The organism is Streptomonospora sediminis, from assembly GCF_054778995.1.
Genome location: NZ_BAAGYZ010000122.1, coordinates 18,040 through 37,377, shown reverse-complemented (window position 1 = coordinate 37,377; position 19,338 = coordinate 18,040). Strand labels below are relative to the sequence as shown.

The 19,338-nt window shown below is 71.8% G+C and carries 18 protein-coding genes; 12 read left to right on the top strand and 6 right to left on the bottom strand.

Annotated elements, in window-relative coordinates; genetic code table 11:
- Nucleotides 1–318: 318 nt before the first annotated feature.
- The 5 genes from ACYVD5_RS23915 to ACYVD5_RS23895 all read left to right on the top strand — a co-directional run bounded on the left by ACYVD5_RS23915 (nt 319) and on the right by ACYVD5_RS23895 (nt 4,955).
- Complete coding sequence (locus ACYVD5_RS23915; RefSeq protein ID WP_461003383.1) at nt 319–1,950, top strand: hypothetical protein; 1,632 nt, start codon at nt 319–321, stop codon at nt 1,948–1,950.
- Nucleotides 1,951–1,954: 4 nt separating this feature from the next.
- Nucleotides 1,955–2,107: a hypothetical protein gene (locus tag ACYVD5_RS23910; RefSeq protein ID WP_461003382.1), complete on the top strand. Its 153-nt coding sequence runs from the start codon at nt 1,955–1,957 to the stop codon at nt 2,105–2,107.
- Complete coding sequence (locus tag ACYVD5_RS23905) at nt 2,104–3,408, top strand: hypothetical protein (protein ID WP_461003381.1); 1,305 nt, start codon at nt 2,104–2,106, stop codon at nt 3,406–3,408. The genes ACYVD5_RS23910 and ACYVD5_RS23905 overlap by 4 nt, the downstream gene beginning before the upstream one ends.
- An 87-nt stretch (nt 3,409–3,495) precedes the next feature.
- Nucleotides 3,496–3,918 carry a hypothetical protein gene (locus ACYVD5_RS23900; RefSeq protein WP_461003380.1) on the top strand — a complete coding sequence of 141 codons (423 nt, stop codon included), beginning with the start codon at nt 3,496–3,498 and terminating at the stop codon, nt 3,916–3,918.
- A gap of 140 nt (nt 3,919–4,058) precedes the next feature.
- Nucleotides 4,059–4,955 (top strand): SMP-30/gluconolactonase/LRE family protein, encoded by an 897-nt coding sequence (locus tag ACYVD5_RS23895; RefSeq protein ID WP_461003379.1) that lies wholly within the window; start codon nt 4,059–4,061, stop codon nt 4,953–4,955.
- A 102-nt stretch (nt 4,956–5,057) separates the two neighbouring features.
- On the opposite strand, the gene ACYVD5_RS23890 is transcribed toward ACYVD5_RS23895, so the two are convergent.
- Nucleotides 5,058–6,422 carry an MFS transporter gene (locus ACYVD5_RS23890; RefSeq protein WP_461003378.1) on the bottom strand — a complete coding sequence of 455 codons (1,365 nt, stop codon included), beginning with the start codon at nt 6,420–6,422 and terminating at the stop codon, nt 5,058–5,060.
- 389 nt (nt 6,423–6,811) lie between these two features.
- On the opposite strand from ACYVD5_RS23890, the gene ACYVD5_RS23885 reads away from it, so the two are divergent.
- On the top strand, nt 6,812–7,432 hold the full coding sequence (locus ACYVD5_RS23885) for a dihydrofolate reductase family protein (RefSeq protein WP_461003377.1): 621 nt from the start codon (nt 6,812–6,814) through the stop codon (nt 7,430–7,432).
- Nucleotides 7,433–7,453: 21 nt separating this feature from the next.
- Here the strand turns inward: ACYVD5_RS23885 and ACYVD5_RS23880 are convergent, their stop codons facing one another.
- The gene (locus ACYVD5_RS23880; protein WP_461003376.1) at nt 7,454–8,116 is read right to left on the bottom strand and encodes a TetR/AcrR family transcriptional regulator; all 663 of its coding nucleotides are present in this window, start codon (nt 8,114–8,116) and stop codon (nt 7,454–7,456) included.
- Between the two features lie 112 nt (nt 8,117–8,228).
- Between ACYVD5_RS23880 and ACYVD5_RS23875 the strand changes: the two genes are divergently transcribed.
- The 6 genes from ACYVD5_RS23875 to ACYVD5_RS23850 all read left to right on the top strand — a co-directional run bounded on the left by ACYVD5_RS23875 (nt 8,229) and on the right by ACYVD5_RS23850 (nt 14,961).
- Nucleotides 8,229–8,954 carry a hypothetical protein gene (locus ACYVD5_RS23875; protein ID WP_461003375.1) on the top strand — a complete coding sequence of 242 codons (726 nt, stop codon included), beginning with the start codon at nt 8,229–8,231 and terminating at the stop codon, nt 8,952–8,954.
- 309 nt (nt 8,955–9,263) lie between these two features.
- Nucleotides 9,264–10,052, top strand: coding sequence for an IclR family transcriptional regulator (locus tag ACYVD5_RS23870; RefSeq protein WP_461003374.1), 789 nt, complete (start codon nt 9,264–9,266; stop codon nt 10,050–10,052).
- Between the two features lie 167 nt (nt 10,053–10,219).
- Nucleotides 10,220–11,251: a zinc-dependent alcohol dehydrogenase gene (locus ACYVD5_RS23865; protein WP_461003373.1), complete on the top strand. Its 1,032-nt coding sequence runs from the start codon at nt 10,220–10,222 to the stop codon at nt 11,249–11,251.
- Between the two features lie 2 nt (nt 11,252–11,253).
- A complete protein-coding gene (gene rhmD, locus ACYVD5_RS23860; protein WP_461003372.1) occupies nt 11,254–12,426 on the top strand; it encodes an L-rhamnonate dehydratase in 1,173 nt (390 codons plus the stop codon).
- A gap of 173 nt (nt 12,427–12,599) precedes the next feature.
- On the top strand, nt 12,600–13,448 hold the full coding sequence (locus ACYVD5_RS23855) for a fumarylacetoacetate hydrolase family protein (protein WP_461003371.1): 849 nt from the start codon (nt 12,600–12,602) through the stop codon (nt 13,446–13,448).
- 175 nt (nt 13,449–13,623) lie between these two features.
- Nucleotides 13,624–14,961: a GntP family permease gene (locus ACYVD5_RS23850; RefSeq protein ID WP_461003370.1), complete on the top strand. Its 1,338-nt coding sequence runs from the start codon at nt 13,624–13,626 to the stop codon at nt 14,959–14,961.
- Between the two features lie 62 nt (nt 14,962–15,023).
- On the opposite strand, the gene ACYVD5_RS23845 is transcribed toward ACYVD5_RS23850, so the two are convergent.
- The 4 genes from ACYVD5_RS23845 to ACYVD5_RS23830 form a co-directional block, all read right to left on the bottom strand.
- The gene (locus ACYVD5_RS23845; protein ID WP_461003369.1) at nt 15,024–16,091 is read right to left on the bottom strand and encodes a LacI family DNA-binding transcriptional regulator; all 1,068 of its coding nucleotides are present in this window, start codon (nt 16,089–16,091) and stop codon (nt 15,024–15,026) included.
- An 87-nt stretch (nt 16,092–16,178) separates the two neighbouring features.
- Nucleotides 16,179–17,519, bottom strand: coding sequence for an ABC transporter substrate-binding protein (locus ACYVD5_RS23840; protein WP_461003368.1), 1,341 nt, complete (start codon nt 17,517–17,519; stop codon nt 16,179–16,181).
- Nucleotides 17,520–17,539: 20 nt separating this feature from the next.
- Nucleotides 17,540–18,496, bottom strand: coding sequence for a carbohydrate ABC transporter permease (locus tag ACYVD5_RS23835; RefSeq protein WP_461003367.1), 957 nt, complete (start codon nt 18,494–18,496; stop codon nt 17,540–17,542).
- Nucleotides 18,493–19,329, bottom strand: a complete 837-nt coding sequence (locus ACYVD5_RS23830; protein WP_461003366.1) for a carbohydrate ABC transporter permease — start codon at nt 19,327–19,329, stop codon at nt 18,493–18,495. Before ACYVD5_RS23830 ends, ACYVD5_RS23835 begins: the two co-directional genes overlap by 4 nt.
- Nucleotides 19,330–19,338: the final 9 nt, after the last annotated feature.

Genomic DNA, 19,338 nt, shown 5'->3' with positions numbered 1-19,338 from the left:
GAACAAGGAAAAATCAATTCCCCCGCAATCGGGGTGGGCGTGCTGTACCGCCACAAAACGGAAAAGCTATTAACAGGCTTTTCGGGGTGTACTTCAACCGTTCTACAGCTCTTATTCAACTCCGCCGCGACATGCTGGAACCCGTCTTCGGAATTGGAAAACCCAAAGCCCCGGAGCGGATCGTCCGGTCGCCCCCGATCGGACCTCGCGGCATTTCCCCGTGCCGGTGGAAACGGCTCGGAAACGGCCGGGCAACGGCGGTCCGCCATCCGCTTCCAGGCGCCGGCCAGCCGAGAACCAGCTAAGAGTCGAGGTCCCATGGCGGATTCCTCCCCGGCCAGGGTGCCGCCGTCGCCGGGGCGCGGTGCCGCGGCGACGGCCGTCCTGCGCGCCGCGGCACTGCTGGGCGCCACCGTTGCGATCGCGGCGGGGACGCCCGTCATGCTGGTCCTGCCCGGCACCGCGCTGCTGTTCCTCGCCGCCGACGGCGCCGTCCGGTTCGCGGCCGCGGGAACCGCCGCGTACCGGTGCCGGCCGGACCCCGGAAGCGAACTGCGCACGGCGCTGCAGGGCCTGGAACCGCGCGCCGTCCGGCGGCGGGCGGCGGCGGTCGAGGACTTCCTCGCCGCCGCATCCCCGCACCTGGTGCAACGTGAACAGGACGTGGTGCTCGACGAGCTCGCGGAGATCGCCGGCCGGCTTCCGGCGCGCGCCCTGCGCATGCTCGCCGCGGCCCCGCAGCCGTTCACCGCCGCGGGCATCGCGCCGGTGCTCCGGTCCTGGGCCTGCGGTACCGGGGCCGGCGACGCATCCGACTCCTCCGGCGCAGCCGCATCCGACGGGTTCGACGGTGCGTGGGAAGCGCTGCGGGCGCTGAGCGGCGGCGCGGCACCGGCCCACGGACACCTGGCGACCGCCCTGGCCGCAATCCCGCCGGACCGGATCAGCGCCCGGTTCCGCCGCCGCGCCGCAATGGGCGTCTTCGGCGACATCGACGCCGACACCGGCGCCCACCCCTACCCCGGCGCAGCGGCATGGCGGCTGCTGGAGACCCTCGCCCCCGACGGCGCCCCCACGACGCCCGGCGACTGGTGGTGCGCCCTCGCCGAAACCGCCGACGACCGCGGCCACACCGGCGAGGCGCGGAACAGGCTCCGCCGCGCGCTGCGCGCCGGCTGCGACACGGCCGCGCCGCGCCTGGCCCACCACCTGGCCCACGCCGGCCACCGCGCGCTGACCTCCGGCGACCCCCGCACCGCCGCCGCATATCTCGCCGAAGCGGTCCAGCTGGAGGACGCCCTCGACTACCGGCTGCTACTGCGCCTCGCCCGCGAAACGTACGGCGCCCAACCCGGCCGGCCCGAACCCGGCGGCGCCGACCCGGACACGGCCGCGGACACCCTGGAACCGTGGCCCGGGGAAGTGTGGCTGACCGCGGCACTGCTGCGGCTGGGCCGCGGCGACCTCCCGGCGGCCACCGAACTGCTGGACGGCGCCCAAAGCCGCCTGCGCCCGGCCGACCCGCAGCCGGCCGCCGCGGCCCGCCTGATCCGCGCGGTCCTGACCGGCGACAACGCCCGGCTGGCCGCCGGGGCGCGCGAGCTTGTCGCAGCGCACGGCCCCGGCTGGGCCGAGCGCATCCCGTTCGGCCCCGCGACCGTGCTGTCCCGCCTGGTCAACGACCCCGCGGCGCTGTCGGCGGACCCCGCCCTGCCCGCAGATCTCCTCAATGGTCTGGACGACCGCGCCCACGCCGGGGAACTCGCGGCGATCCGCACGGTGGCTGCGCACCGCCTGCTCGGCGCGGCCGCGCTGGCCGCCGACGACAACCGGTTCGGCGACGCCCAGGACAGGCTGCACGGCACCGAGCGGCTACTGGGGCCGATTCCAGCGGCTCCGGCGGGCGCTCACCCGGTCATCCGGACGGCGCAGGCGACGGCACGGAGGTGAGCCGATGACCGCAGCGCACGACGGCATCCCCGGCGTACCCGGGCGGTGCCCCGCCCACGGACGGCCGGCCGCCGTGCGCGGGCCGCACCTGCGCAGTGCCCTCGCCCGCATCGGCGGCGGGCCGACCGCCGCGGCGACCGGCGGTGGCGGCCGATGACCGGTTCGGGGCGAGCGGTGGGCCGGCTGCGGCAAACGGCCGACCGGCTCTGGACGCACCTGCGCAGCACCCGGTCGGTGGACCGGCTGGCCTACTCCCAGCTCGCGGTCGGCGGCGAACGGCACCCCTGGACACTCGCCGCGCAGCGCACCTGGGAACAGGGCGGCGGCCACTGGCGCACCCACCACCGGGCGGTCTCCTACCACGCCCGCGCCTACGACCTGGAGCAGCAGGGCGCGGCCGAGGCCGCGCACGAGTACTGGCTCGCCGCGCTGCGCTGCTGGGCCCGCGTCGCGGCCGACGACCGCTTCTGGGCGGGCATGCGCGATCACCTCGCCGCGGCCATGGGCGCCGAACCGCCCGCGGAGGTCCTGGAGTCGGTGCGGGCGGGCCTGCCGCGCGACCTGCTGGAGCCCAATGTGACCCGGGCGGCGGAACTGTGCGCGAGCCGGCCCGATCACGCCCGGCTGCACATGACCGCCGTGTGCGAGTCCGGGCTCCCGCCCGAGGCCGTCGCCGCGGCGCGGCGCGAGTTCGCCGAGCCTGCCGTTGCCGAAGCGGTGCGCAGCGCCCGGGCCGGCCGGTACGGCACCGCGGCCGACACGATCGAGACCTACCTCGCGGCCGACCCGGCCAACCCCCGCCTCGTCGCGGCCCTGCTGCAGGTGGCGCGCCAGGCCGCCACCGCGGCCGGGGCCGGCGATACCCGGTGCCCCGTCCTGCACGGTTTCCTGGAGCGGGTCGCCTCCCTGGTGCAGCCCTACACCGACCGGACCGAACTCGACGAGCGATCGGGAGCCGAAGCGGAAACCGTGCGGGAGTTCGCCCGGTTCGAGTTCTGCCGCGGCCTCCAGCAGCGCGCGGTGATGCTGGAGACCCAGGACGACCCGCCGACCGCGGCCGGCCACGCCCGCGCGGCGGTCGCCCATATGCAGCGGGCGCTGGCCCGCGATCCGGCGCTGAGCGGCGGCGGTTTCCGCCGCGAACCGCGGGAACTGCTCACCGAGCAGTACGTGTACGCGGCGTTCTTCACCCAGCAGGCGCAGTGCGGCGACGACGCCGTGCGCAAGTTCCTGGGTCCGGCACTGAGCGGGCTGGGAACCCGGCCGGGCCCCGAGGGGCGGCCGGAGCTGGCCCCGCTGGTCGTCGCGCGCTTGACCGTCCCCGACCGCCGCGAGCAGGTCCGGGCAAGGGCGGTGGTCGACCACCTGCTCGGCCATCCGGCAATCCCTGCGGACAAGCGCAGGACGCTGGCCGGCACCCGTTCCCTGCTTTCGCTGCGCGAGTGGAACATCCGCTGAACCCGGCGGCGGCCGGGTTCAGCGCCGGCAAGGTCTCCGGTGGCAAACCTCCAGCAACGAGCCGATCCCCAATAGGAAAGGAGCACGATGGCCGGCAACCCCTGGGCGTGGCAGGAGGGGCGCAACCCGTACCGGGCGACGCCCTTCCAGGTCCTGGACCTCGAACCCGACACTTGCGGCAGCGCGGCCGTGCACGCGCACATCCGGCGGCTCCTGCGCGCGGCCCGCGCACCCGAGCGCCACCGGGTGTTCGGCGAGCGGCCCGCGGTCGCCGGCATCAACGAAGCCGCCGAGCAGCTCCGGGATCCCCGCAGCCGGCTGCTCGCCGAACTCCGGACGCACCGCCCCGAACACGGACAGGGCCCTTCGAGGTTCGCCGAGGAGGTCGCCGAGCTGGAGCCGCCCGAAGTACCCGCGGCCCCGATCACCGTGCACGCGGAATTACTGGCCCGGCTCGCACCGCCGCCCGCACCGCGCTCCTTCGGCCGGATGCGGCCCGACGCGGAATGAGCCCGGTTGCGGGCATGGCTGCAGGCACTCGTATGGTTGGGGCGTTACGGAAAAATGGCGGCAGACCGGATATTCGGTCCGGCCATTCGATCCAGGACCGCCGACTCTTTCGGCGCGCACGTGAGCGAGAGGTTCGCCGAATGGGAGGCGGAGAATTGGACACATCGGCCGAGCCGTGGACCGATGACCGGTTCGAACTGGGCGAGGGGCTGCGCTGGACCGGGTCCGAGCTGCTGGGGGTCGACATCCTCAGCGGACGGCTGTTCGCCGTGGATCCGGACAACCCCGGGCCGGTGCGCACGCAGGCCCGGATCGAGCAGCCGCTGGGCGCGGTCGCCCCCGTCCACGGCACCGCCGGTACGTTCATCGCCGCCGCGGGTACCGGGGTGGCGCTGCTGACCCTCGGCGCAGCCGCCGACGCGCCCGGCGCGGAGTGGTTGGCGCGTCCCGAGGACGGCGCCCCCACGGCGATGCGGATGAACGACGGCTGCTGCGATCCGGCGGGGCGGTTCTGGGCCGGGTCCATGGCCTACGACGAAACCCCGGGCGCCGGAACGCTGTACCGGGTGGACCCCGACCGCACCGTGCACCGTGCGCTGGAGGGCTACACGGTGCCGAACGGCCCGGCCTTCTCCGCCGACGGGCGGCTGATGTACTTCGCCGACACCGCCGAGCGCCGCATCGACGTGTTCGCGGTGGGACCCGGCGGCGAACTCGGCGAGCGCCGCGTGTTCGCCCGCCTGGCCGCAGGCAACCCCGACGGAATGCAGGTGGATGCCGAGGGGCACCTGTGGGTGGCGGTCTGGGGCGGCGGGTGCGTGCACCGCTACACGCCCGAAGGCGAACTGGACCGGGTGGTCCGGCTGCCGGCGCTGCAGCCCACGAGCGTGTGCGTGGTCGGGCGGACCGGGCCGCACCTGTTCGTCTCCTCGGCCGCGGTCGGCCTGGCCCCGGCCGGCGCCGCCGACGGCGCGGTCTTCCGCCTGCCCGTCGACGTGCCCGCTGCGCCCGCCGCGGCATTCGGCGGGGCGCGCTGAGCGGCGCGCAGATATCCGCGGCAGCGGCAAGAGCCAAGCCGGCAGCGGGCGGGCCGCCGCCCGCTGCCGCTGATCGGCGGCAGGCAGGGCGGCGGCGCGGCCTCAATCCTCGGTGGTGTCGGTGGCCGCAGCGGCCGGTTCCTGCTCCTCGGCTCCGGGGGCGGCGGCGCGGACCGGACGCACCAGCAGTAGCAGGGCCGCAGCCGCCACGAACATCCCGGCGACCACGATGTAGAGCGCCTGCGGCGTCCAACCGATGTCCAGCAGCGCTCCGGCGGCGGTCGGGGAGATGATGGCGCCGATCCGGCCGGTACCGATCGCGGTGCCCACCCCGGTCGCGCGCAGCCCGGGGCCGTAGACCGTGGGGGCGATCGCGTAGAGGCCGGCGATGCAGCCGTTGGCGAACAGCCCGATGAAGGTGCCCAGCAGGAACGCCGCCGCCAGCACCGAGGTCGAGGCCGAGAACAGGGCCAGCAGTATCGCGGTGAGCACCATATAGCTCATCAGCACCGAGCGCAGGGCGAACCGGGCGGCGAGCAGGCCGAGGATGGCCGCGCCCAGGATCCCGCCGACGTTGAGCAGGGTGCCGCCGGTGATGCCCTGGTCGGCGGAGAACCCGGCCTCGGCCATCAGGGTCGGTGTCCAGCTGGAGACGAAGTAGTAGCTGGCCATGATCAGGAAGAAGAGCAGCCACAGCAGCAGTGTCGTGCGGCGGTGGCGGCCGGATAGCAGTTGGACGAACCCGCCGGCCATGCCGGTGGGCGCGGACTCGGCCGCGGGCAGCACGTCCAGCGGTTCGCGCCGCATGCGGCGGGCCAGGGCGTTGATCCGGTCGAGTGCGCGGGCCGGGCGGCGGGTGGTGAGGAAGTCCATCGACTCGGGCAGCAGCGCCAGCACCACCGGGATCAGCACGGCCGTGCACACCCCGCCGACCAGGAACACCGAGCGCCAGCCGAACTGGTCGATGAGCACGACCGCGGCCAGGCCGCCGCCGGTGGCGCCGATGGCATAACCCGTGGAGTTCAGGCTGACCGCCAGGCCGCGCCAGCGCTGCGAGGCGTACTCGCTGGCGATGACGTTGCTGCTGGCCAGGATGCCGCCGATGCCGACACCGGTGACGACCCGCAGCAGCCCCAGTTGCAGGGCGGACTGGCTGATCCCGGCGAGCAGCATGCCTGCGGCGGCCAGCGCCAGGCACAGCAGGATCATCGGGCGGCGGCCGATCCTGTCGGCCCAGGGCGCCAGCAGCATCGACCCGATGGCCATGCCGACGAACCCGGCGCTGAGCAGCATGCCCAGCTGTGCACCGGACAGGCTCCATTCGCCCTGCACCGCCGGTCCGGTGAAGGCCATGACGAGGACGTCGAAGCCGTCGAGGATGTTGAGGATCCAGCACACGGCGACCGCGGTCCACTGGAACCCCGACATCCGGCCGTTTTCGACTTCGGCGCGCAGCGACCGGGCCATCAGGCGGATTCCGGGGTGGTGGCGGGGGATTCAATACGCATGGGGGCACTCCGTGTATCGCGGTTCCGGGGTGGGCGATGGGACGGGTGGGGAGGTCAGCGGAGCGGGGCACCGGCCCTGATGGCGCCGGGTCGAGTGATTCACGTCTCAGTGCGCGGCTCCGGTTGCCATGGTGAACTTTGCAGCCGCGAAAATAAAGCGCTTTCCCGAAGTGTGGAAGCCCTGTTGTGTGCGGTGTTTCCGATCGGGCGCGACGGGCGCGCCGGGCGTACGCGTGCGCACCGCCGCGCCGCGGTGGCGCCGAAACCCGCGGTGCAGGCCGCCGTTTGCTACACTCAATCGAACCTTTGTTCGATGCGACACGGCGATCGGAATGCGAGGTACCGGCGATGGAGTTGGCGGTGACAGGGTTCCTGGCCCTCGACGGGGTGTCCCAGGGGCCCGGCGCCCCCGATGAGGACACCAGCGGTGGATTCGCCCGGGGCGGCTGGCTCGTGCCCCACATCGACGAACGGTTCGTCGCACTCGCGGTCGACTGGCTCGCAGCGGCGGACGGGCTGCTGCTGGGGCGCCGCACCTATGAGATCTTCGAGCAGTCCTGGCCCCACGCCGCGGACCCGGAAGACCCGTTCGCGGAGACCATGAATGCCCTACCGAAGTACGTGGCCTCGAACACCCTGCGCACGGCCGACCGCTGGCGGCCCACCACCATCCTGTCCGGAGACGCCGCGGCGCAGGTCCGCGAACTGAAACAGCGGCCCGGCAGGGAACTGCAGATCCACGGCAGTGCCCGGCTGGCCGGGGCGATGCTGGCGGCGGGCCTGGTCGACACGCTCCGGCTCGTGGTCGCGCCGGTGGTGGTCGGAGCCGGCCGCCGCCTGTTTCCCGACACCGGTCCGCCGGTCGGGCTGCAGCTCGCCCATTGCGAGACGACACCGGCCGGCGCCGCCGTGCTCGTCTACCGCGCGGCCGGGGCGCCCGGCTACGGCGAGTACCGCGTCGAAACTTAGCCGCGGTTTCACAATGACGTGCTAGCTGCGGCTCTGTGGCTCCTCAGCGGCCTCAGGGGCTCCAACCGTTCCCTCGAAGGCTTGTCCGGAAGGCGGATAGGCGTCGCGCAGGCGTTGCACGGTCGCCGTCACGACGGTACGGACGTCCGTCTCATGCAACGGGGCGGAGAACAGCGCCGAACTCAGCGAGAAGCCCTCGACCAGGGTGAACAGCAGCAGCGCCTCGCGGTGCAGCGCCTCCTCGTCGATGGCGCGGTCGGCCAGTGCCTCGCACAGCAGCGAACGGATCACCTCTGCACCAGCGCGGGACGTCGCGGCGATGTCGGCCGCAAACTCCGGGTCCGTGCGCGCCATGACCCGGTATTCGACAAGGGCGATGTTCTCCAGGCGCTCCTGCTCGCTGGTCGGCGCGGCAAAGGTGATCACATCGGCGATCCGTGCCACCGGGTCGTCGGACAGCGCCGTGTCGCGGCGCGCGACGCGCTGCATGAGGACACCGAGCGTGAAGCGCATGACCTCGCGGACGGTGTCGCCGAAGTAGTGCCGGATGCTGCCGATGGCCAGGCCGGTGCGTGCGGCGATCCGGGCGAGGGTCACCGAGCGGATCCCATGTGCGGCGATCTCGTCGATCACGGCGTCGGCGACCTGTTCCCGGCGGACATCCGGGTCGACTCTCTTGGGCATGGCGCCATCCTAGCCATTTTTTGGCATGCGTGTGCTATTTTATTGGCATGAATATGCTAAATAGGCTTCGCGGTGGTGCTCTGTCCCGCTGCGACCCCGGGCAGGGCGAGACATGAACGGTCGGCGCGACCCCTGGACCGGTGCGGCGCGGAAGGATCCGCAGGGCTTTGACGCGCTCGGCGGGCTCGACGGGCTCGACGGGCTCGACGGGCTCGACGGCGATGCGGCAGAGTGGCCGGCCCCCGTTCCGGAGCCGGGCTCGCCGTTGCCACCGTTCCGCCCCTCCCTCTCACTGCAGCGCACGCGGTTCGCGATCGACCTTGCCGGCGCGTCGACGGCGACGGTCGATGTCGATCACATGTCGGGCCGGGCTTCGCTCTACCGGGACGGCCGGCACGTGCAGACCTCCGACATGCCGGTCCGGTTCCCGCTCGGATCGGGCGGCATCGAGGTCGCCGCGAGCAGGTACGGCATGCGGCGGATCCATCTGATCAGCGCGGATGGCGGCCCGCGGCGTCTCGATCCCGCTCCAGGCACGCCCGAGCACTGGCGCGCCCAACTTTCCCGCCGGCACCCCGGGGTCGGACGCGCCCTCGCCGCCTGCGCCGTCATCGTGCTGGCGGCCAACCTGGTCCTGCTCGCCCCGCAATTACTCGAACTGGCCACCCACCTGCGGCCCTGGGCCGATCGCTTCCCCCCGTTCGTTTCGCCCATCGGCCTTCCGGAATGGGCGAACACGGTTCTCACCGTCACCGCCGGCCTCGCGGGGATCGAACGAGCACTCACCTTCCGCCATCACCGGCTTCTGGACGCCGAGACCGACGGGATCGGGAGCTAACGCCCCCGCACCGGCCCCGGCACCACGCCACCGTGCTCGCCGCGGACGCCACCCCCCGCACTCCTGCTGCTCGCCGGATGCGCGCCGGGCCGTCGACAGCCTTTGACAGCGGCCTGCACCGCGATGCGGTTCCTCGTCCGAGCACGCCAACAGGTATGAAACCGCCTTAGTCGCCGGCCGCTGATCCGCCTGGCCGTGCGCCGGACCAACGCGCGGTTCCCGGCCGCGAGAGCCCGCGGCCGGGAACCGCCGCGCCTGTGAGCGGCCGTAGGCTGTGCCAAGCGATGCGCAGGTGAGAGGGGGCCGACGATGACCGCAGCGGAGCAGCAGCCGAAGAAGGTCAAGTCCGCCGGCAGGGCGCTGGAGATCGTCGACTTCGTCGCCGAGCACGGCAGCGTGGCCTTCCAGGACGTGGTCGACTCCGGGCTGCCCAAGTCGAGTGCGCACGGCCTGCTGGCCACCCTGGTCGAGTCCGGGTGGCTCGAACACTCCCCGCAGACCCGCCGCTACCGGCTGGGGTTGCGCGCCTGGCAGGTCGGCCACGCCTACCAGGGCCACCAGGTGCTGCTGGAGACATCCCAAGAGGTCATGGACGACGCGGTCGCGCGGGTCGGCGAGACCGTGCAGTTGGCGCGGCTCGAAGGCATCGAGAACGTCTACATCGCCATCCGCCTGTCGCCCAAGCCCATGCGTATGGCCTCGACGGTCGGCATGCGGCTGCACGCGCACGCCACCGGGATCGGCAAGGCGCTGCTGAGCACGCTGGCACCGGCCGAAGCCCGGCGGCGGCTGGAGGCGGTGGCGCTGCCGCGGCTCACGCACAACACGGTCACCGACGTCGACGACCTGATGCGCACCATCGGCCGCAGCCGCGACCTCGGGTTCGCAGTCGACGACGAGGAGTTCATCGAAGGCTGCCGGTGCGTCGCGGTTCCCGTGACGGCTGAGGACGAGACCGGAGTGTGCGCCGCCATGAGCATCACGATGCCGACATCGCGCACCGACGACCGGTGGCCCCACTCGATGTATCCGGTGCTGCGCGACGGCGCGCTCCGTATTCGCAGCGCAATGGGCCTCTCGGGTTCGCTGTCCCCCTGATCCGCCCCCTATTGTGTGACGTGCGACAAGGTGTCATACTCCCGCGACTTCATGGTCAGGAACTGTGTTTCACAGATGTGAACCATAGGAAAACATGACGATTCAAGGGAGACACACATGACAGGCTCGGCTCCGGCCGCGACGGCGGCCCGCGGGCAGGACGCCCGATGAGGGCGCTGCAGCTCGCCGACTTCGGACGCATGGAGGTCGTCGACCTCCGCGACCCCGAACCCGGGCCCGGCGAAGTCCTCATCCGCATCGCCGTGACCGGTGTCTGCGGCTCCGACCTGCACGGATTCACCGGCGAGAACGGCCGCCGGGTGCCCGGCCAGGTGATGGGGCACGAATCCGCCGGCACCGTCGCCGCACTCGGCGCAGGCGTCGACGGCTTCGGCATCGGAGACCCGGTCACGTTCAACCCCGTCGTGGTCGCCGACCAGGACACCGCCGACTACGCGGGACGCGAGCAGCTGTCGCCGAACAAGCGGGTGATCGGGGTGACCCCGGACATCGTCGCCTCGTTCGCACAGCACATCGTCGTCCCCGCCCGCAACGTCGTGGCGCTGCCGGCGGCCATGCCGCTCGAACTCGGCGCGCTCATCGAACCGCTGGCGGTGGCGGTCCACGCCGTGCGCAATGCCGGCGTGCAACCCGGCGACGCGGTACTGGTCGTGGGAGGCGGGCCGATCGGCCAGTCGACCGTGCTCGCGCTGCAGATGCTCGGTGCCGGCCGCATCGCGGCCACCGAGGTCGTGGAGTCGCGGCGCGAGCTCATCGAGGAACTCGGGGTGACCGCCGTCGACGCCGCCGCCGAGGACGCCGACGCAGCCGTGGCACAGGCCCTGGGCGGCCCGGCCGACCGCGCCATCGACGCCGTGGGCATCGAGGCCACCCTCCGCTCGGCGCTGCGCGCCACCCGCACGGGCGGCACCGTGTGCCTGGTGGGCATGGGCGCTCCCACGGTCGCCCTGGACGCCTTCCTCATCAGCACGCAGGAACGCGCGCTCGTGGGCTCGTTCACCTACTCCGCCCAGGACTTCGCCGACGCCGCCGCTTGGATCGGCACCGCCCCGCCCCAGGCCCGAGCGCTGATCTCGCGCCAGGTGCCGCTCTCGCAGGGGCCCGCGGAGTTCGCGGCGCTGGCCGCGGGCGACGGCACCCCCGGCAAGGTCCTGATCCGACTCGACCAGGAGCAGTAACGATGGAGCGGACCATCGCGCACGTTCGCGCATCCACCGTGCGCGGCAAAGGCGCCGACTACCACGACCAGCCGGGCTACCACTGGATCGACGACCACATCGCCACCCCGATGTCGGGCTACCCCGAGTACCGCGGCTCGCGGCAGAGCTTCGGCCTCAACGTGCTGGGCACGCTGGTCGTCGAGATCGAGGCCGACGACGGCACCACCGGGTTCGCGGTGACCACGGCCGGCGAGATCGGCGCCTGGATCGTCGAAAAACACCTGTCGCGCTTCCTCGAAGGGCGCCCGGTCACCGACATCGAGCGCATCTGGGACCAGATGTACCGGTCCACGCTCTTCTACGGCCGGCGCGGGGTGGTGCTGAACGCGATCAGCGGCATCGACCTGGCACTGTACGACCTGCTGGGCCGGCTGCGCGGCGAGCCCGTGCACGCGCTGCTGGGCGGACCGGTGCGCGACGAACTGCGGTTCTACGCCACCGGCAGCCGCCCCGATATCGCCAAGGAACTGGGTTTCATCGGCGGCAAGATGCCGCTGCACCACGGACCAGCCGAAGGCGAGGAAGGGCTGCGCAGCAACCTCGCCGAACTGGCCGACATGCGCGAGCGGGTCGGCGACGACTTCTGGCTGATGTGGGACTGCTGGATGTCCCTTGACGTCGACTACGCCACCCGGCTGGCGCACCGGGCCGCGGACTACGGCCTGAAGTGGATCGAAGAAGCGCTCATCCCCGACGACTACTGGGGATACGCGCAGCTCAAGCGCCAAATGCCGACCGGCATGCTGATGACCACCGGCGAACACGAGGCGACGCGCTGGGGGTTCCGGCAGCTGCTGGAGACCGGTGCCGACATCATCCAGCCCGACGTGGGCTGGTGCGGGGGCATCACCGAACTCATCAAAATCTCCGCGCTGGCCGACGCGCACGGCGCGATGGTCGTCCCGCACGGGTCGTCGGTGTACTCGTACCACTTCGTCGCCACGCGCACGAACAGCCCGTTCGCGGAGTTCCTGATGATGCACGAGACGGCCGAAGAGGTCGTACCGATGTTCGCACCGCTGCTCCTCGGTGAGCCGGTGCCCGAGAACGGCCGGCTGCGCGTGCCCGACACCCCGGGGTTCGGCGTCGAACTCAACCCCGAGGTCGAGCGGACCCGCCCCTTCACCCACTAGGTCGTGTTTGGTGGGTCCGTCCGTAGCGAGCGGCGCACTGGTGTGTGCCCCGCGCCGGATGCGCGAAGCGCCGTTTCGGTGCGGGGTGCTGCGCAGTAGGGCAGCGACCCACCAAACGCGGCCTAGTCCACGGACCATCAGTTAGGCAGTAGGAGATTTCGATCGTGCGATTCATGAGACTCGGACAGCCCGGCCGGGAGATCCCGGTCGCGGTCGACGGCGACGGCCGCAGGCTGGACCTGCGCCCGGTGACCGCCGACATCGACGGCGGCTTCCTCGCGGACGGCATCGACCGGGCGCGCGAGGCCGCCGCCGACGGCCGGCTGGAGCCGCTGTCCGGCGCCGCGGACATGCGCATCGGCGCCCCCATCGCCCGGCCCACCGCCGTGCTGTGCATCGGCCAGAACTACGCGGCGCACGCCGCGGAGTCCGGCAGCCCGCCGCCGCAGGTGCCGATCCTCTTCTTCAAGCACCCCAACACCGTCGTGGGCCCCTACGACGACGTGGCGGTTCCGCCCGGCGCCGAAGCGGTCGACTGGGAGGTCGAGCTCGGCGTCGTCATCGGGCGCAGAGCCCGCTACCTGGCCAGTGCCGAGGACGCGCTGGAGCACGTCGCCGGCTACGTCACCAGCAACGACGTATCCGAACGCGACTACCAGATCCAGGACTCCGGCGGCCAGTGGTCCAAGGGCAAGTGCGCCGAGACGTTCAACCCGGTCGGCCCGCAGCTGGTCACCGCCGACGAGGTCGACCCGCAGGACCTGCGGCTGTGGTCGCGGGTCAACGGCGAAGCCCGGCAGGACTCCACCACATCGGACATGATCTTCACCGTCGCCGAGATCGTCCGCCACCTGTCCCACTACACGGTGCTGGAACCCGGCGACCTCATCAACACCGGCACCCCCCAAGGCGTCGCCCTCTCGAAGCGGTTCCCGTACCTGCGGGCCGGCGACGCCATGGAGATCGGCATCGACGGCCTCGGCGAACCCCAGCGGCAGCGCCTGGTGGCCGCACAGCTCTGACCCTTTAGAACACCCCAGGGCCTTCGGGGCGGCCGGGAGGCGCGCGGTTCCGCTGCGATCGGCGTATGTCCGATCCCGCGCGGCGCCGGCCTTCCGGCTGCCCGCACACCGGCCCGCAAGCAAAGGAGAAGCCAGTGGCCGACGCATCAACCCTGCCGGAGCGGTGGTCGCGCACATGATCGATCTGCTCTGGCTGCTGGTCAGCATCCTGGTGATCGTCGTGCTGATCATCAAGGTCCGGATCCACCCGGCCATTTCACTGGTGATCGGCACGCTGCTGCTCGGGCTGCTCACCCGCATCCCCCTGACCGAGCTCGCCGGTGCGGCGGCCGGCGGCTTCGGCGAGCTCATGACCGGCATCGGGCTGTCCGTCGGATTCGGCATCATCCTCGGGCAGCTGCTGTCCGACTCCGGCGGTGCCCGCGTGATCGCCCGCACCCTGGTGAACGCGACCTCGGCGCGCTTTTCCATGTACGGCCTGGCCGGCGCCGCGTTCCTGCTCTCGATCCCGGTTTTCTACGACGTCACCTTCGTCATCCTCGTCCCGCTGGCCGTGGCCATCGCCCGCGAGGCCGGCAAGCCCATGCCGTTGGCGGTCGGAGCGGTGGCACTGGGCGCGGGCACCGCGCACACCCTGGTGCCGCCGACACCCAACCCGCTGGCCGCCGCCGAGATCATGCACTTCGACGTCGGCATCATGCTGCTCGTCGGCGGGCTGGGCGCGCTGGTGGCGGTGCTGCTCGCGGTGGCCGCCTACTCGGCGATCCTGCCCCGCATCTGGCGGCCGGAGCGCGACGAGGAAGGCACACCCGCCTTTGCCGAGCAGAGCACCGGCACCGAACGCCGCGAGCCCGGCTTCCTCATTTCGCTGCTGCCGCTGTTCACCCCGATCCTGCTCATCATCGCGGGCACGGTGTGGAGCGCGGCGGCGGGCGGCATGCCCGCGGCGCTGGCCCTGGTCACCGACAAGACCGTGGCGCTGCTGCTGGGCGTGCTCGTGGCCTACGCCGTTGCCTCGCGCAACATGAGCAGGAACGAGATGGACGCCTCGGCCACCACCGCCGTGCAGAGCGCCGGAATCGTGCTGCTCATCACCGGGGCCGGCGGTGCCTTCGGCGCGATCCTCGAGCAGGCCGGTATCGGCGAGCTGATCGCCGACTCCGTGGCGGCGTTCGGCGGCAACTTCTTCGTCGCACTCCTGGCCTGCTACTGCGTGGGGATGGCCTTCCGGGTGGCGGTCGGCTCCGGCACCGTCGCCTCGATCACGACGATGACGATCATGGGGTCGCTGGGCCCCACGATCGGTGTCCACCCGGTGTGGGTGGCCGTCGCGTGCCTGGCGGGTGCGCTGAGCCTGGGCCACATCAACGACAGCGGCTTCTGGGTGACCGCCAAGCTCCCCGGGTTCTCGGTGTCCGGCGGCCTCAAGACCTACACCTTGGCGCAGTTCCTGGCCTCGGTGTTCGCCCTGCTGGTCGCGCTCATCGGCGCCACCGTGCTGCCGATGGCCTGACGCCGCCCCGCCCCGCGCCGCGCCGCGCCGCGCGGGCGCCGGGCGCGCCGGGCGGAGCCTGTTCAGGTCCGCCCGGCGGCCGTGCCGGGGGTGCTCTCCCGCAGTACGACGTGCCCGGACATGCGCACCCGCCGCGGCTCGGTGCCGGTACCGGTCCCGGTATCGCGCAGCGCGAGGTCCAGCGCCGCGCGCCCTGCCTCGGGCCAGGGCAGGCGGACGGTGGTCAGCGCCGGGGTCACGTCGCGCAGCACCGTCACATCGTCGATCCCGGCCACCGCCACGTCGCCCGGCAGCGCCATGCCGGCCTCGCGGAACCGCGCTATCGCCCCGACGGCCACCGTGTCGCTGATCGCCAGCACCAGCTCCATGCCCATGCGCCGGCGCAGGCACTCGCCGGCCGCGGAGTACCCGCCGTCGCGGTCGAACCCGCAGTGGATGACGCGCGAGGGCGGCACCTCGATGCCGCACTCGGCCAGGCCCGCCAGGTAACCCTGCACCCGGTCGTAGGCGGTGCGCGCGTCGGCCGGCCCGCCCAGGACCACCACCTCGCGGTAGCCGAGGCCGGCCGCTGCGGCGGCGAGGTCGCGGCCGGCCGCCACATTGTCGAGGGCGATCGTGTCGAAGGGCATGCCCTCCTCGCTGATCGCGACGACGCGCCCGCCCTCGGCCTGGAAGGCGGCGAGCTCCTCGACCAGCCGCCGCTCCCAGACGGTGCTGGTCACCGAGCGGCCGCCGGCCAGGATGATCGCCCGCGGGCGCTGGCTGCGCAGCGCCGACACGATCTGCGCCGCCTGCTGCGCGCTGTTGCGGCTGGAGACCATGGTGACCATCCGGTCGGCGGCCTCGGCCGCTTTGAGCACACCCGCGGCAACCGGCGAAAAGTAGTCGTCGTTGATGCCGTTCACCAGCAGGGCCAGGTGCTCGCCGCGCCCGCGGGCGACCGCCTGGGCGGCGGTGTTGGCGGTGTAGCCCAGTTCCACGGCCGCCGCGTGCACGCGGGTCCGGTATTCGTCGCGGACCTTGCGGGCGCTGCCGTTCAGCGCGCGGGAGGCGGTCGCGGGGGAGACCCCAGCGCGCCGGGCGACGTCCTCAAGGGTGACCGGAGGAGGGGAACCGCCCGTCCTGTCCACAGACCTCGTCCTTCTCTCTGCCGGCCCGCGCCCCGGGGCGGTCCCCGGGGCGCGGGCACCGCGCGGTTTCGGGTCGGCCCTGCGGCATCAGCCGACGTCGAATCCCTGCTCTTCGCCGTAGGACCGCAGCTGGTCGCCCCATTGCTCGGCACCGGACTGGACCGACCCGCCCTCGCTGATCTTCGGGCCGACGCTGTCGCCGAAGACCGAGTTGGCATAGACCTGGTACGGCAGATACTGCCACTCGGGGACCACCGCGCCGGAAGCGTCGGCAAGGACCTGGTTGGCCTGCTGGCCGCCGAAGTAGTCGAACTCCTTCTCCAGGTACTCGGGGTCCTCCAGCGGCGCCCGCTGCGCGGGGAAGGAGCCGGCTTCGACCTGCGCGTCCACCGACGCCTCGTTGGTCGAGAACCATTCCAGGAAACCCATCGCCAGCGCGACATCGTCGCTGCCCTCGAGGACCGAGAACCCCGAACCGCCGTTCTCGGCGTTCTGCGGGTCGTCCTCGTCCCAGACCGGTGCCGGTGCGACACGGAAGTCGCCGGCGTTGTCGGTCAGCGTGCTGGAGATGTTGCCCAGCGCCCAGGCGCCGGTGGTCCAGGTGGCCAGGGAGCCGTCGCCCAGGCTGCGCCACCACTCGTCGGTCCAGCCGGGTTCGGCCGTGACCAGGTCGCGCTCAAGCAGGTCGCTCCAGTAGTCGTTGACCTTGCGGGTCTCCTTGCCGGTGAAGTCGACCGTCACGCTCTGGCCCTCGTGCTGGAACGGGCGGCCGCCGCCCTGCCAGATGAGGCTGTCGAGGCCGCCGGCGTCACCGGGGTCGATGGAGGCGATGCGCGAGTCGGGCTTCTCCTCCTTGATCCTCTCCGCGGCGTCGGCGTACTCGTCCCAGGTCGCCGGCGGTTCGATCCCGACCTCGTCGAAGAGCTCCTTGTTGTAGATGGTGACCAGCGGCCCGGTGTTGTTGGGCAGGCCGTAGGTGGCGCCCTCGTAGGTCATCTGGCTCCACGAGGACTCGGTGAACCGGTTTTCGAGCCCGCCCAGCCCCCAGTCGTCGACACTGACCAGCTGTTCGGACAGCGCGAGCTGCGGCAGCGCGAAGTACTCGACCATGGCGACGTCGGGGATGTTCTCGCCGGCGTTGATCGCGTTCTGCAGGGCGGTGTACTGGTCGGCCGACTGGCCGGCGTTGACGAGGTCGACCTTTACGTTGGGGTGGGCCTTCTCGAAGGCGGCCACCGCCGTGTCGAACTTCGTGCTCCAGGTCCACAGGGTCAGCTCACCGCCCTCCTCCAACGCGGTTTCGATCTGGGCCGAGCGTTCGGCGGCGGATCCGCCGCCGTCGCCGCCGCCGGAGCCGCACCCCGTGGCGAGCAGGGCGGTGCACACGGCCGGGGCCGCAGTGAGCAGGATCGTTCGGGACAGGCGCATGGCGATTCCTTGGGTGGGGGTTACTGCTTGACACTTCCGGCGGCCAGGCCGGACTGCCAGAACCGCTGCAGGAACAGGAAGGAGGCGATCAGCGGCACGATCGCCAGCAGCGATCCGGTGAGCACCACGTTGTAGACCGGTTCGAGGTTCGCGCCGGTCGTGACCTGGTTGTTGAGTTGGTTCAGGCCAACGGTCAGCGGATACAGATCCGGGTCGCTGAGCATGATCAGCGGCAGGAAGTAGTTGTTCCAGGTGTGGACGAGGTTGAACAGCAGCACCGTCGCGAATCCGGGGGCCATCAGCCGGAAGGACACGCGCCAGAAGGTGGTCCACGCGTTGGCGCCGTCGATCTTGGCGGCGTCGAGCAGGGAGTCGGGGACGGAATCGGCGGCGAACACCGTCATCAGGTAGAGGCCGAACGGGCTGACCAGGGCCGGGATGATGATCGACAGGCGGGTGTTGGTGATCCCCAGCTCGGCGAACAGCAGGAAGGTGGGCACGGCCAGCGCGGTCGCCGGGATGGTGATGGCGCCGAAGACGATCGCGCGTACGAGGCGTTTGGCGGGGAAGTCGTACTTGGCCAGGGCATAGCCGCCCCAGGCGCAGATGATGGTCGCCCCCAAGGCACCCGCCACCGAGTACAGCGCGGTGTTGAACAGCCAGGTGAGGTAGATGCCGTCCTGGTAGGTGACCGTGGTGACGATGTTGTCCCACAGCGAGATCTCCGAGCCCAGCCACAGGCCGTTGGACCGGAACAGTTCGCCGTTGGACTTGGTCGCGTTGACGGTGAGCCAGTACAGCGGGAGCAGGGTGTAGGCCACCATCAGCACCATCAGCGCCTGCAGGACGTAGTTGGTGCGCCGCTTGCGCGGCCCGCCCGCATTGCGCCGCTTCGGCGGCCGGCCCGACCGCGGTGCCGCGGGTGCGGGCGCGGCGGTGCCGGTTGCGGCCGGTGGGGCCGTCGCGCTGCTGCTCATCGCGACTCCCTTCGCGCGGTCATCCGCTGGGCCGCATAGGCGACCACGACCGTGATCAGGCCCAGCACCACCGCCACCGCCGCGGAGTAGGTGACCTGGTTGGCGTTGAAGGCCAGCTGGTAGGCGTACATGTTGGGGGTGTAGTGGGTGCTGATTGCGGCGGGTGCCAGCGACTGCAGCACGTTGGGCTCGTTGAACAGCTGGAAGCTGCCGATGATCGAGAACAGGGCGGCCACCCACAGGGCGGGCCGCAGCGCCGGAAGCTTGACGCTGAACGCCTTGCGGATCTCGCCGGCCCCGTCCATGTCGGCCGCCTCGTAGAGCTCTTCGGGAATGGACCGCAGCGCAGCGTAGAGGATCAGCATGTTGTAGCCGACGAACTCCCAGGTGACAACGTTGCCGATGGCCGGGAGCACCCAGTCCGCCGACAGCGGGCTCGGTAGCCCCAGCCCGGTCGCGGCGTTGAACTGGCCGACGAGCCCGAACTGGTCGCCGTAGATGAATCCCCACATCAGGGCCGCCACCACAGAGGGCACGGCGTAAGGCATGAAAATGCTCAGCCGCATGAACCGCATGCCCCGGATGCGCCCGGAGTCGAGCGCGAGCGCCACCAGCAGGGCCAGGCCGATCATGATCGGCACTTGGACCAGCAGGAACACCCCGACCCGGGTGACACCGTCGAGGAACCGCGGGTCGGTGGCGACGTCGGCGTAGTTCTGCAGGCCGACAAAGGAGCGTCCGCCGATCAGCTGGTCGCGGTAGAGGCTGAGGCCGGCCGCGTAGCCCAGCGGTGCCACCACGCCGGCGCCGAAGACGACCAGAAAGGGGGCCACGAACGCCAG